The following is a 12767-nucleotide window of genomic DNA, read 5'->3' as shown; positions in this document are numbered from 1 at the left end:
AATCCCCATAACCGCCTCGGTACACCCCGCGGTTTCCTCCCTCGAGCGTTGTCCAACGCCTGCCCGCATACGCCGTCGCTTACTCACGCGGCAGCAGACATGGGCAGGCGTCGAACAACGCTTAACGTCCACGGACAAACAAACCAACGCATGATGCGAATGGCTCCCGGTGTCACGGCGATCTGACAGGGGTGACCGATCAGCCAACGCTCGAGTTACCGCCGCTGATCGATTGCAGGTTGGGTCGGCGGGTTTAGGGGATTTGGGCCAAGGGTTAGCGACTGCGTTTTCGCCCCGCTTCAGCTTCGTCAAGGAACACTTCGAAGATTCGGGCAAGCAGCCGCCGTTTGTCGGGCGATAGTAGTGCGACCCCGGCTCTAGCTGCCGCGCCGTCTATCGCTGGCAGTGCTGATGAGTAGTGCCGGTATTCCTCGCTTTCGAGGCCGAAGCATAGCTCAACAGGATCGCCGCCGAGTTCGATGGCTATGCGTAACAGATGGTCCGCGCGAAGCATCCGGGTTTCTCCCGATTCGAGCTTGCTGATGGCCGTCGCAGATACCCCGATCGCCCGGGCAAGCTCTATCTGTGTGACCTCCCGTCTGATTCGCAAATTGCTAACTCGCTGGCCAAGGCCCGCCCCTTCAATCGTCTGATTTTTCATATGTGTTGAACCCCGGCCGACGATCAGTTATAGATGTCGAAATTAACTGGGCTTATCGAAATGTTTGAACCCTGCTTTAACAGGGGATTAATGCGATCTGCATAAATCTATCCGTTAAGAAACATGGAGGACATTGATGCAATCCCTTCACCGCCTACAGTCAGTGGATTCCCGAGCTACCAGCCACCCTAAAACGGCACTGCACCGGACGTACTGGAAACCCCGCGAAATCGCGCCCGTCGTTGCGCGGGCGAAAGAACTGCTGGCCGAGTCGCCCAAACTGTTCCCGCACGTCGCGGTGCGCCACGCGCAAGATGCAGTCCTGCCCCCTGAACGCTGGCGCACATTCAAGCAGGACCGCGACACGGAACGACTCTTCGCAGCCATGCCGGAAGTGATGCCGCCCGCCCCTGCGAAGCCTGCGCCAATGCCTGAACCTTCGCCGCCTTCCCGCGCGCCATCCAGCCCCCGCTCGTGCCGCCCGAAAAACGCCACGTCGAGCCACCGCCATCCACACCCGTGCCCGCGCAGGCCGTTGATCCTGCCATCGTGCGGGCCGTGGCCGAGCAGTTGATGCCTGCACTTGCCGCGACCTTTAGCAAGTGCGTCATGCGCCTGTCTGATGTGCTGGCCGGCATCATACGCAATGCAGACACGCAAGTGCCGCTATCGCACGCAACTGGAAAGGAAACCGAAAGCCGTGGCCCGGATAGCGAGACGATACCGCCCCGCGACCGCCCGCCCCGCGTCACGGTCGTAGGCTTAATCCACCAGCAGGAGCGTGATGTCGAACAGGCATTCTCGGGCGTGATTGATTTCGTGTTCGTGAAGGCGCAAAAGACGGGCGGTGGCGGCCACGGCGGCGCGGGCATGCTCACAAAAAGCGCCAGTTCCGATCTGGTGCTCGCGATGACCGACTTCATCGGCCACGATGTCGAGCATTCCGCGAAGCATCTGCACGTGCCCTTCCGGCGCATAACCGGCAGTGTGTCGGCGCTAAAGCGCTGGCTGACTGACTGGCTATCAACCGGAACACTGCAATGACCTGTGCCGCGTACACACCTGTCTGCGTTGCATGCGTCGCCTGATCCGCTGGAACGGCGAAGTCTGGGACTTCAATATGCCGCTCACGCTGGCATATATCGAAACCCTGATCAGCGCAGAGGTTGTCGATTCGGTCATGCTCGCTGATCGAGTTCACGTCATGATCGTGGACGACCTCGGGCACGAGAAGGGACGGCCGCTGAACCGGGCTGTGACTGCGCTTTACTGGGAGCGCTGCGGAGACCCGAATGATCACTGCATCGTCGGTGATGTGGTCATCGTGCCGAATCGGGATTTTGCACCGGCAGACATGGGAGTGGACCGGTCATGAAGGCAATGCTGATTGACCCGTTCGAACGGAGCGTCAAGGAAGTCGAAACCGATGGCTCTCTTGAAAGCATCTACAGGCTGATGGACTGCTACATCATCGAGGTGATCCGGCCCGACGATGCGCAGGACGATCTGATTGTGCTGGATGAGGAAGGCAAGTACGTGACCGAGCAGCAGTACTTCCTGTGCGATCTGTGGCCGCATGATGCGCTTGCGGGCAAGGCGCTGTGGATCGGACAGGCTGGCGCGGAATTCTGCGCGCCTGCCGCCAGCGTAGATTACGTCACGGATCAAATTGCGTGGATCGTGGCGATCTGAAGGGACGAAGGATCAGGCCACCATGCAGTTGCATGTGTGTTCAAGAAAAGAGGCCGTCTGCGTGGATGGCGGCGATTGGGAAGGGCACGTCATGGAACCCGACGCCGATGATCATGGACATGATCATCTGTGGTCTAACATCCTGCTCTGCAAACAGGCAGGCGGCTTCACGTGGCCGGAAATTGCCGACCAGATGAGTTTTTATGCCGGTGATACGGATTCAAAAAGACTTGCGCAGTCATTGCGCAATCTGATTACCCGCAGGCAGGGACGCTGGAAACACCTTGATGCGCTGGCAAGGGCGTGGGGCGTTGGCCCGATTACACTGGCCCATGCTGATTTCACGACCTGCAAATCACCGGATGCGCTCAGGACCGAATTCGGGTTCGACGTTCAGGCAGTCATCCGGCGCTGGGATGCCAACCAGTTGAGCAGAGCACGGAAAACCGTGGTGATCAGTGCGCGTGGCGCGCTCGATTTCCTCGAACGCATGAGCAGCCGCACGCCCGACCCAGCATCGTGGACGCGAACACTACACATCCTGCAATCTGTGAAACGGCATATCTGACCTGACCGGGAACTATATGCCAGCAATATCAATTGTCGTTCCCTTCGCTTGCTGTTATTGCCGGCTTGCTACTAACGCGTTAGCTCGGACGTTCCGGCCACTCGATCGAAAACGGGAAGCCGGTCTGTTGCGGAATATCGCGCAACGCCTGCCGGTAATGCCGCGCGCTCTTTTCCTTCTCTGCGTCGCCGCGATCAATTGCGCCTTCAACAAGCCGGTCAGCTTCGACAAGTAGCTCGTCGCGTTTCAATCGCGCCTTGCGTTCCGCGTCCCACTTCGAGCATGCTTCGCCGTGTTGTTGCCATAAGCGCTCGATGTCATCGAGGATCGGCTGTGCGATCGTTTCGTGCTGCCACGACGCAATAAACGCCGGTCCGGTCTGTTCGAGTGTTACCGAATCGACTGGATGCGCGACATGGTAATGCACACCTCTTTTCAGGTTCGGATACGCCTGTTTGAGCAAATAGCCAAGCTGATCGACGGTCAACATTGCGACGCCTCTGGTCATTGATTGCGCAAGTGGATCCCGTACACACCGATTGCGTTAGCCGTTGCGTTACCCGGCCCGCTCAGACCGACAACAACCCACGGACTAGGCAACATCACGTTATCCGAAGCCGCACCGAAGAAATTGACGCCGCTGTTGTGTGGACAACTGGCATAACGGTCGGCCTTGTTGCCGATGTTATCAACGCCCACCTGGAGCGCATACAGCACGTCGGCTAACCACTGACCGCGCCACGACATAAAGATGTTGCCGTCAGTATTGACGCGCGCGCCGGTTAGCGGCCATATCAGATTGCCGCCATTATCGATCTGCATGATGATCGCGTTATAGGCGTCGTTCACCCAATCCATACCGCCGCCGTTCACGCGACCGCGCATGATGCAGCGCGTGCCATCGTTCGAAAAAAGCTGCACTTCCCCCGCCACACCGCGACCGCGCAGATAAAGCGGAGACCAGAAGTCCGACGCGCCGTTGGTGACCTCGAAACCGTTGCGCACCACACAACGGCCGGTCTGCTCAACCTGAAAATTCCAGACACTGAACGAAGCGTCCACAAAGCCGATCCCACTACCAACCTGGCCGGGGTTCCCGAAATTACTGATATAGCCGTAATACGCGTTTGCCGCTGGCGTTTGCCAATAGATCGGCGTTTCCCGCATGAACAAGCCGCCGGTCATGAAGTCGCCGCGCTTGTCCACTTTCCATGCTGCCGTGTCGTACACGAGTTGCCGGATGTCGGCGAGCGGATCGTTCAGCGGCCCGATGTCGATCCACGCATCATTGACGTTATTGCGGCGACGCAGACGCATCGCGGTCGTGTCGCCCCACCACATGCCCGGAAAGGTTTCGGGCGGCGCACCCGGTCCCGCGTTATCGCCCACCAGCGCCAGCACGATCTCGTTGAGTTGCAGCCGCATGTCGAGCCCTGACGGATGCGCCGGAACCTGATAACTCGCTACCTGTGCCATGTCCTGTTACTCCGTCATCGTCGGGTAATAGCCCGCCTCGCTGATCAGCCTGCGCTCATCCGCGAGCGTGGGCGGGATGCCATACATTTTCGAGTAGCCCAGCCCTTCGAGGTCAGGGTGTTCGTAGCCATAGCCGCGCGCGATCCAGTCGGCCGTTTTCGCAATCGCTGCGCCTGCCGAGCTCTGGAAGTAGATGAAAAACCCGGTAGCCGACTGTGCCGTGATGTACCACTGGTCACCGGGCGCGAGTGCCTGCGCGACGATATTGATCGCGGGCGTCTCCTTGAACGGCACGGCGAACGTGACCCATGCGCCTTGCGGCGGGACCGCCATGTTGTTCATCGATTCGATCCGGTCAGGGACATCGATCGATGCGCCGAGTTCGACGATGCCGAGACCCCACGTGTTATCAGGCACGTTAGCGATCATGTCGAAGTTGCACGCCCTGAACGTCAGGTCGGCCGCGACGATGCGCTGCCACGGCGACCAGTCCTCGGGCAGCGCCGTCGCCGGGTTCACGTTGGTAAAGCGCACCACGATTTCGGCCCCGCCCTCGTCGATCTTCATGCCGTCCACGTCAAGCCGCGCATCGAAGTCCGGCCACTTGTCCACCGAATCGAACAGCCCGTACATTGCGCCCTCGATCGTCGTCGAGACCCGAACCGTGTAGACCTTGCCCATGTCCACCGCTGGGAGCGGCACGAAGCCATAGGCAGCAGTCGTCGAGACCGCGAACCCCTCGGGATCGAGGTCGAAGTGCAGCGCGCCATACCGCACGACGAGACTGACCTTGTGGCCGGAGAAGGTCGGATGCTGGTCGCGCTCGGCCACAAGGTTGTAATCGCGCAGCGGCCCAGTCGTGCTGATCACATAGGCCGGGTTCACCGAGGCGCGACCTGAACTGTTGACGAACTTCGCGAGGTACGTGCCGCGCAGCAGCGGCCCGAAGCCCGAAGTCTGCGCGCCTGCGAAGCGGATGATCTCGCGCGCTTCCTCCCACACGATCGCAGTCGTGAGGCGGTTGCTGTAGCGGATCACGACCTGACCGCCCACGATCACGTCGAGGTTTTCCGCCTGACGCCAGCGCAGGTTCGCGCCATCGTTGTACATGTCAAGCTGGAATTCCTGCACGTCCTCGGGCGGGCGGTTAAGCGCGACGATCTCGACCGTGATCGATGCCCACGTGCTCACGCGCCCGAGCGAGTTGACCGCCTGCACGCTGAACGTCCACATGCCCGCGCGCGTCGGGTCGATGTCGATCGAGGACATGAAGGCTTCGTTCCACACGGGCGGGTCACCCGGTGCAGTCCAGTTGACCACGAAACGGGTCGCCCCGAGCGGCGCGAGCCACGAGAAGGTCGCGCGCGCGCCCACCACGACCGGGCTGATCTGGAACAGGCTCTCCGTTACCCGCAGTTCGGTCGGCGGGCCGACGAAGAACGGATTCATGATGCCGGTCGGCAGCGGCGCAAGCTGTAGTCCCTGCTCGATCGCGGCGAACTTGTCGTTCCGGTGCGCGACGCCCTGAAGTTCGACGTTGCCGTCCTCGTCCTCGACACAGGAGATGCACCGCCATACTTCGTTGAGCGCGTCACTGGCGGAGATCGCCCAGATCGCGTTGCGCTGCGGCGTCTGCCGGAATACTTCGGTGATGGTCACGCTGTCGGTCGCGCCCATTGGCGTAATGACCGGCGAGGTCTGGATCGTGCCATCGGGCAGCATCACGGAGAGCGTGTACGCGAGTCCCGGCCTGAAGACGTAGGCATCGTCCAGTTGCACCCAGTTCGCGGCAGACGCCACGATGCGCCCGCCTGCGCGGTTCCCGGCGCGGATCGGATCAGTCGTGATGAAGTGATGTCCCGGCCGCACGAAGGTGCCCTGTAGGCCCGTGCTGAACACAACGGTCTCCGCGAGCCACTGTTCGGTGAGCAGTATCCAGCGGCCCACACGATGCGCCTGACCGCGTGACGTACACCCGAGCGCGTTGACCGGCGTGTCCCGGATGCCCCAGCGACGCACCGCGTCCTGATCCTCGACGTACTCGATCTCCTGCTGGTACTGGTTGGCCGGGTTGTTCCACGTGACGAGCGCGACGGTGTGCCGCTGGTTCAGTGGCGTGCCCTTGTAGGTGAAGCGACCATCGACGACATTCGCGGGCGTGTAGGCGTACAGCGGATTGCCGGGCATGTCGGCCATGAAGGTCATGGCACCCGCGTTCCACATGATCAGCCCGTTGAAGATCGCGGCGAACTGCTGGAGCAGCCCGATCGCTTCCTCGCGCGTCTGGAGATACACGTTGCACGTGTAGCGAGGCTCGCTGCCGCCGACTCCGTTCGGCACCAGTTCATCGCAGTAGCGCGAGATCGTGTACAGGTTCCACTTGTCGCACAGGTGAGGCGGAATCCAGTTACCGAGTCCGACCCGCTCACTGGTCACAAGGTCATACATGATCCATGCGGGGTTATCAGTCCACGCGATCTGGAACGTCCCATCCCACACGCCGGAGTATTCGCGCGTCACCGGGTTGTAGTTCGACGGCACCTGAATCCGGCGCATCTTCACGTCGAACGCCAGCTTCGGGATCGAGCGGAACGTCCCGGCATCGACCTGTACGCCGCAGATCGCCGAGTGTGGATAGACGAGATTGTTGTTCACGATCTCGGTCATCGTTTCCCACTGGAACGCATCGACGAGGTAGACGGTCGTCGAATCGTTCGTGCCGCGGCCCACGCGGATGTCGTACTGGTTGCCCTGGCCCCAGCGTGATGACAGGTTGATCAGGTAGGAGCGCTGATAGCGCGAAGTCGTTTTGCCCTCGACCGTGTCGAGCATCAGGCGCTGAAAGCCGCCGCCGTTGACCTGTACCTCGATCCACACATCGACCGATGCGCCGCGCACATCGCCCGTGCCCACATCGGTCGATGACAGTGAAGGAAAGCCCACCGTCACGCGTACCGCGTCGATGTTCGGGTTGATGACCGTGCGCGTGACCGGCGCAAGCTGTCGAACCGTGACACCGACCGACGACTCCGACTCGACCGACGAGAAGCCGGGAATCGGTGCCTGCCACGGCAGGCCGTTGCGCCACTCGATCGCCGCGCCCGAGAAGTTCCACGAACCGTCCGGGTTCTGGAGCGGCGTGTCCTCGATGAAGATACCCTGCGCACCGCCGACGATGCCCTCGATCTCACCCTCGCAGATCAGGTTGATCACGCGCGCGTATTGCGTCGAGCGCAGCGAGTCGGGCGACTCGACCGGCGAGCGCTGGCCGCTCCCGCCGCCGCCCTTGCCACCGCCACCACCGCCCGCGCCGGTGACCGGCACCAGTGCGCGCCCCGTGTCCATCGCCTCAGACCACGCGTTCATTGTTGGACGAGAAGCCAACCGAGATGACCTGCGAGCCGACCCGCATGCGGCCGTAACCGAGCGGCACGGGGCCACCCTGACCCATCGTGTTGACCGCGCCATCGAAGGCGAGGCTCGGCTGGTTGTCGGCCGCTTCCGGCGTCGCCACCGCCTTCGCGCGTGGTGCGAGCAGTTCAGCGAGACCGGACAGCGCGAGCGACGCGCCAAACCCGATCACGGCGGTCGTCAGCGCACCGGGCGGGAAGATCAGCCCGATCGCCGCGATGAAGATGCCGCCAAGGATCTTCCCGAACGCACCCGCACCCTCGACGAGCGGCACGACCTTCAGCACGCCCGACGACTGCGGATAGTCGATGTCGGTCTCGTCGTAGTCCTGATGGGTGCCCCGGACGAGGAACGAGCGCGTGCCGTTCTCTGCGAAGTACTCACGTAGCCCGCCGATCTGCAACAGCAGCGCGTGAAGCGCCTCCTTCGGACTGTGAACGTCGAGCGTGTAGCGCTTGCCGAACTGGCGGCGCAGTGCGCCATAGAACACGACCGTGAGCATGTCGCCTCCTAGCTGTGTACCGTCTGCTGCGATGTCGTCGCCGGATCGACCGCCATCGGGGTCGGGCTGACGACTGCGGTCGGCGTCGGGAACAGCGACGGTGGACGCGAAACGACGTTCTGGAGGGCCGCATTCAGCGCGGCCGATAACGTCCGCAGACGGCGGATGTTGCCCTCTGCTTCCTCAACCGTGCCGCCCGGTCCCGGCCCTTCGGCGCTGTAGCGCGCCGCTTCGGCGAGCAGCGCCATGACCAGCGTTTCGAAGTCGTCGATGATCGTTCGCTGGAGCGGTGCTGCGTTCGTGGTAGTCGTGGACATCATCCCTCCTTTGGATGATCGAGCAGGCTGCGGTGACGCAGGATCGCGCGCGCACGCCGCTGGTAGAACTCGCCGAGCAGTTCGCGGCGTGACAGTTCATCGATCAGGTGGTGCAGCATGAAGTTTTCGCCGACATACACGGCCGCGTGGTTATCGCGCGGCGCGCGGATGCGGAACAGGATCACATCGTGAGGTTTGAGCTTGCGCAGCGCGTCGGCATCAAGCGCGCCTTCGTGGATCGACACGAAGCCCTCGCGCGCGAAGTTCTCGCGGTATGCGTCGGGCAGATCGAAGTTTTCCCACCAGCCCCACACGCGCGGGTAGTCGGCGAGCGTGATGCCAAGCTGCGCGAAGTAGTCGCGCACGATCGCGTAGCAGTCGTGGACGCCATGCACGAACCTGCGGCCCTCCAGCGGTACGATCACCGGCACGGGATCGTTGATCGTGAATGCGCCCGTCGGGTGGTTGACGATGATCCACGGCAGACCATGCTTCATCATGCTCACCCTGTCCGCATCAGTTGGCATCGGCGACGTATACACGTGCGAGTGTGCGTACGCGACGGGCTCGCCCGTGTCCTCGGCGCGCGCGGCGTCGGCGACATCGATCTGGAATACATCGCGCTCACTGGCTGCATTGCGGCACGGTATGTACTGGAGCGCGCCATCGGGTTTGCGCACGACAATGCCGCAGCACTCGCGAGGCGCGTCGGCCTGCGCATGCAACTGGATGGACGGCAGCACTGCGGTGAAGTCAATCACGATCGCACCTCACCGGTACTGGCTCGCGCCGGGGAACCCGCCGAACGGCAACCATCCGTACGTGCCGAAGCGCAGCTTGCAGGACGTGAGCCGCTTGCCGCAGACATCGTTCGCGGGGTTACTCGTCGGGATGTCGTTGATGTCGGCCACGGGCGGGCCACCATACCCGCAGCCGTCGCCACGGTAGCGCCACGGGCACTGGTTACGGATCACCTGACGGCGCGGCAGCTGCACACCCTCGACGTCCAACTTCGTCGCCAGTTCAAACTCGACCACTTCGAAGTCCTCGCGGGTCTTCTGGTTCACGTACCAGATTTCATCCGGGAAGGCTTCGTTAGGGTCGGCCGTGGGATTGCCGCCCGTGAAGTTCACGGCATCGAGGAAACGCCCGAGCGTGCGCTGCCGCACGATGCGTGCGCCAACGATGTCGCCATAGATGCGGCACAGCGCCGAGATCACGCCGATCACGTTGCTGGTCGTCAGCGTGGGCCGCGGCAGCGTGCCCTGCGCCCTGTATTCGAAGCCGGTCGCCTTGACCGGGTAGCGCTCATACGGCACGCCACGCCACACGACCGATCCGGGTATCGGCAGGTTGTTCGTGCCTGCGTGAAAATGCACGACTTCGCCGCCCAGTTCAGTGAGGTCTAGCTGGAACAGTTCGATGACCGCACCGGGCGACAGTTCCTGCGCTGCGCCTTCGATCAGCATCACATCCTCCCGTCACGCGTACGCCTCGACGAAGGTCGCCGTGACCGACATCGAGCGGGAGCCATCGGCGAGCAGACTGCCATAGCTCCACGACCACTCAGGACACAGAACGTCGAGCGTGTAGCCCAGACGTGGCGGGCTCCAGTTGAAAACATCGACGCCATTGCGCGCGACGAGGAAGCCCGTGATCTGCAATGCTTCAGGGATGCGCCGGTCGGTGAATTCAAGTTCCCACTCGGGAAACTGCGTGCGCAGTCCGGCCGGTCGCCGCTGTTTGTAACCGTCACCGAATGGCGTCTCGATGATCTGCGGTGTCACGGTCGCGCTGCATGCAGTCGGACACCAGCCGAACGTTGCACCGGCCACGCGCGCACGTGCGGCCGCTTCGATGCGGCGCACCCACTGCGCCTCGGTCACGGTCACGTGCGGTGCTGCACGGTTCGCCCACCACACGGGATTGACATAGACCCGCATGTCCGATGGATCGACGATCGGCATGGTCAGACCTCCTTACGTTGCGAGCAGTCCGCCCGCGCGACGTTCATCGGCGATGACCTGACGCGCGACCGTCGCCATCCGCTTGCCGAGTTCGATCGCGTCCGCAGTCGCGCCAAGTACGTCCGTGGCACCGGTCTGCGCATTGACCGTGATCGAGACGTTCACCGCGCCCTGCTCGCCCACGTTGCCGCCGATGCGACCGGGCACGCTTGGCGCGAAGAACTCGCGCGCGAACGGTGACTCGTTCACGCGGTAGTAGCGCCCCGGCGTCACTGGCCCGCCCGCCATGCGCTGACCGCCATATGGCAGTTCCGGTTCGACGGCGATCGCACTGCGACCAAACAGCCCGCCGAGGATGCCGCCGAGTCCACCGCCGCCACCTGACCCGAGTCCGCCGAACCAGTCGAACAGTGGCTGCATCACGGTTTTGTACATAAGCATTTTTGCGATGTCGCGCAGGATCGATGCGGTCATCTCGCCGAATGACTTGCCCGTCATGTCCGCGCCGCTGATCCAGTCGATGAACATGTCGGCCGAATTACGCCCGAACTGCTCAATCGCGCGCGTGAGGTCTTCGGTCTGCTGCTTCAGTGGGTCGAGCTTGTTCACCGACTGGTCAAAGCGGTCGATGATGTTGCCGAGTACCGCGTGGTACTCGTCGCCGACGATCGCGCCGCGTTCCTGTGCGGCATTCAGCAGATCGAGTTCACGATGGAATTCGCGCGTCGGGTCGATCGCATCGAGTTGGGTCTGCACCCAGTTGTCGAGCGCCGAATTGTTCGAGTCGATCATGCTCTGGAGATCAGCCCAGCCCCGCTTCTGGCGTTCGTGTTCCTCGTTACTCGCCTGCTGCGCGCGCGTGGTGTCGTCGATCTGCTGGCGCAGCGCCAGCCACGCCTGCTGCTGCTGGGTCGTCAGTTTCAGGAACGTCGGATCGGTGAGCATCAGCAGCGTGGTGTCGCCTGCTGCCTGCGCGCGGCGCAGTTCTTCCTGCAAGGCCTGTAGCCCTTTCGCATATTCATCGACGCCCGCCTTGGCGGTACGTGCCGCGCCCCCGGTTTTTTCGAGCGCGCCCTTGAAATCCAGTGCTTTCCTCTCGGCCCCGGCCGTCGCGCTGCTGTGGTTCGCGAGGGTCTTGATGCCATCGTCGTAGGCTTTCTTCAGCGCGCGCTGCGCATCGGCCGCCTGATCCATCGCGCGGCGGGTATCTTCGCTGCGCGCGGCCATCCGGCTGTCGATGACCGTCATCTCCTCTTTCGACTTGCCGACCTTGGAGAGCGTGTCCTTGAAGTTCTGCCACGTGTTGGTCGCGCCACGCGCGAGACCCGTGAAGCCGACGAACGCCTGCGCCGCGATATTCGCCATCAGCGCGATGCCCTGAAGCGCGACCTGAAGTGAGCCGCCTTCCTGCGCCGCCTGGATCGCCCATTCGACGAACGCGGAAATGGTCGGGTTCAGTTCGGCCGCAAGCTGCCGCTTCAGCCCATCGACAATCGATTGCAGGTCGGTGAGCCGCGAACTGAAGTCCCGGGCCGCGCGCCCCGCCTCGTCCGAGATGACCAGACCCAGCGCCTTCGCGCGTTCCTCCATGCTCCTGAACGCTTCACCCCCCTGATTCAGCATCGGGATCAGTTCATCGCCCGCGCGACCGAAGATCGCGCGCGCGACCGCGACCTTGTCTGAGCCATCGACGAAGCCCGACATCGCGTCCGCAATGTCGGCCATTGCCTGCGCCGGGTCCTTGGCGCGAAGATCATCAGCACTGAGCCCGAGCGCCCGCAGCGCACCCGCCGCGTTCGATGTCGGGTCTTTCGAGTCCAGCATCGACTTGGACAACTGGCGCATCGAGGTCGCCAGCGAGTCGGTCGAGATGTTCGACTGCCGCGCTACGTAGTCGAGCGCGGATAGTGCCTCGGTCGTTGTACCGAAGCGCTCCGCCATCCGTGAAAGCGCGACGACCTGTTCCGTGCCGGTCGAGATCGCACTGGCAAACGAGCGCGCGAACGAACTGGCGAAGTCCAGCCCCATCTTCGTCGCGGTGACCATGCTGCTCTGCGCGATCGACTGGAGCGATTTTTTCATCTCGCCCGACGCGCGCTGGAGGTCGGTGCGCAGGCGCGAAACGTCCGCCGCCAGTTCGAAGATCAGTGACCCTGCCGATGCCATGATGTCC

14 protein-coding genes are annotated in these 12767 nt (G+C 62.7%); 4 read left to right on the top strand and 10 right to left on the bottom strand.

Features of this window, described 5'->3' with window-relative positions; genetic code table 11:
• Positions 1-274: 274 nt before the first annotated feature.
• On the bottom strand, positions 275-661 hold the full coding sequence (locus VSR82_RS25495) for a helix-turn-helix domain-containing protein (protein ID WP_498858199.1): 387 nt from the start codon (positions 659-661) through the stop codon (positions 275-277).
• Positions 662-1135: 474 nt separating this feature from the next.
• On the opposite strand from VSR82_RS25495, the gene VSR82_RS25490 reads away from it, so the two are divergent.
• From VSR82_RS25490 to VSR82_RS25475, 4 genes are read left to right on the top strand one after another with little or no spacing between them, the layout of a single operon-like run.
• A complete protein-coding gene (locus tag VSR82_RS25490; protein WP_498858198.1) occupies positions 1136-1705 on the top strand; it encodes a hypothetical protein in 570 nt (189 codons plus the stop codon).
• 31 nt (positions 1706-1736) lie between these two features.
• Complete coding sequence (locus VSR82_RS25485) at positions 1737-2036, top strand: hypothetical protein (RefSeq protein WP_498858197.1); 300 nt, start codon at positions 1737-1739, stop codon at positions 2034-2036.
• On the top strand, positions 2033-2353 hold the full coding sequence (locus tag VSR82_RS25480) for a DUF3846 domain-containing protein (RefSeq protein WP_498858196.1): 321 nt from the start codon (positions 2033-2035) through the stop codon (positions 2351-2353). Before VSR82_RS25485 ends, VSR82_RS25480 begins: the two co-directional genes overlap by 4 nt.
• 22 nt (positions 2354-2375) lie before the next feature.
• The gene (locus tag VSR82_RS25475; protein WP_498858195.1) at positions 2376-2921 is read left to right on the top strand and encodes a hypothetical protein; all 546 of its coding nucleotides are present in this window, start codon (positions 2376-2378) and stop codon (positions 2919-2921) included.
• A 79-nt stretch (positions 2922-3000) separates the two neighbouring features.
• On the opposite strand, the gene VSR82_RS25470 is transcribed toward VSR82_RS25475, so the two are convergent.
• The 9 genes from VSR82_RS25470 to VSR82_RS25430 are packed head-to-tail and all read right to left on the bottom strand — an operon-like array spanning position 3001 to position 12760.
• Positions 3001-3411 carry an XkdW family protein gene (locus VSR82_RS25470; protein ID WP_498858194.1) on the bottom strand — a complete coding sequence of 137 codons (411 nt, stop codon included), beginning with the start codon at positions 3409-3411 and terminating at the stop codon, positions 3001-3003.
• Between the two features lie 14 nt (positions 3412-3425).
• Positions 3426-4346 (bottom strand): hypothetical protein, encoded by a 921-nt coding sequence (locus VSR82_RS25465; RefSeq protein WP_498858193.1) that lies wholly within the window; start codon positions 4344-4346, stop codon positions 3426-3428.
• 57 nt (positions 4347-4403) lie between these two features.
• Entirely contained in the window at positions 4404-7763 is a 3360-nt protein-coding gene (locus VSR82_RS25460) for a TipJ family phage tail tip protein (protein ID WP_498858192.1), read from the bottom strand.
• Positions 7747-8310, bottom strand: coding sequence for a tail assembly protein (locus VSR82_RS25455; protein ID WP_498858191.1), 564 nt, complete (start codon positions 8308-8310; stop codon positions 7747-7749). Before VSR82_RS25455 ends, VSR82_RS25460 begins: the two co-directional genes overlap by 17 nt.
• Before the next feature lie 8 nt (positions 8311-8318).
• Positions 8319-8627 (bottom strand): hypothetical protein, encoded by a 309-nt coding sequence (locus tag VSR82_RS25450; RefSeq protein WP_498858190.1) that lies wholly within the window; start codon positions 8625-8627, stop codon positions 8319-8321.
• Complete coding sequence (locus tag VSR82_RS25445) at positions 8627-9388, bottom strand: C40 family peptidase (protein ID WP_498858189.1); 762 nt, start codon at positions 9386-9388, stop codon at positions 8627-8629. The genes VSR82_RS25450 and VSR82_RS25445 overlap by 1 nt, the downstream gene beginning before the upstream one ends.
• 9 nt (positions 9389-9397) lie before the next feature.
• Positions 9398-10096, bottom strand: coding sequence for a phage minor tail protein L (locus VSR82_RS25440; RefSeq protein ID WP_498858188.1), 699 nt, complete (start codon positions 10094-10096; stop codon positions 9398-9400).
• 12 nt (positions 10097-10108) lie between these two features.
• Entirely contained in the window at positions 10109-10594 is a 486-nt protein-coding gene (locus tag VSR82_RS25435; protein ID WP_498858187.1) for a phage tail protein, read from the bottom strand.
• A 12-nt stretch (positions 10595-10606) separates the two neighbouring features.
• Complete coding sequence (locus VSR82_RS25430) at positions 10607-12760, bottom strand: hypothetical protein (RefSeq protein ID WP_498858186.1); 2154 nt, start codon at positions 12758-12760, stop codon at positions 10607-10609.
• Positions 12761-12767 lie beyond the last annotated feature (7 nt).

This window comes from Burkholderia sp. JPY481 (genome assembly GCF_038900515.1).
Classification (GTDB): domain Bacteria; phylum Pseudomonadota; class Gammaproteobacteria; order Burkholderiales; family Burkholderiaceae; genus Paraburkholderia; species Paraburkholderia youngii.
Note: the sequence above shows the minus strand (reverse complement) of the source record. Positions and strands in the feature narration are given on the sequence as shown.

Bases quoted from the DNA above. Each gene is read 5' to 3' on its own strand.
- VSR82_RS25435 (WP_498858187.1), bottom strand. From the start codon at position 10,594: ATGCCGATCGTCGATCCATCGGACATGCGGGTCTATGTCAATCCCGTG.
- VSR82_RS25480 (WP_498858196.1), top strand. From the start codon at position 2,033: ATGAAGGCAATGCTGATTGACCCGTTCGAACGGAGCGTCAAGGAAGTC.
- VSR82_RS25455 (WP_498858191.1), bottom strand. From the start codon at position 8,310: ATGCTCACGGTCGTGTTCTATGGCGCACTGCGCCGCCAGTTCGGCAAG.
- VSR82_RS25470 (WP_498858194.1), bottom strand. From the start codon at position 3,411: ATGTTGACCGTCGATCAGCTTGGCTATTTGCTCAAACAGGCGTATCCG.
- VSR82_RS25495 (WP_498858199.1), bottom strand. From the start codon at position 661: ATGAAAAATCAGACGATTGAAGGGGCGGGCCTTGGCCAGCGAGTTAGC.
- VSR82_RS25460 (WP_498858192.1), bottom strand. From the start codon at position 7,763: ATGAACGCGTGGTCTGAGGCGATGGACACGGGGCGCGCACTGGTGCCG.
- VSR82_RS25430 (WP_498858186.1), bottom strand. From the start codon at position 12,760: ATGGCATCGGCAGGGTCACTGATCTTCGAACTGGCGGCGGACGTTTCG.
- VSR82_RS25485 (WP_498858197.1), top strand. From the start codon at position 1,737: ATGCGTCGCCTGATCCGCTGGAACGGCGAAGTCTGGGACTTCAATATG.
- VSR82_RS25450 (WP_498858190.1), bottom strand. From the start codon at position 8,627: ATGTCCACGACTACCACGAACGCAGCACCGCTCCAGCGAACGATCATC.
- VSR82_RS25440 (WP_498858188.1), bottom strand. From the start codon at position 10,096: ATGCTGATCGAAGGCGCAGCGCAGGAACTGTCGCCCGGTGCGGTCATC.
- VSR82_RS25465 (WP_498858193.1), bottom strand. From the start codon at position 4,346: ATGCGGCTGCAACTCAACGAGATCGTGCTGGCGCTGGTGGGCGATAAC.
- VSR82_RS25475 (WP_498858195.1), top strand. From the start codon at position 2,376: ATGCAGTTGCATGTGTGTTCAAGAAAAGAGGCCGTCTGCGTGGATGGC.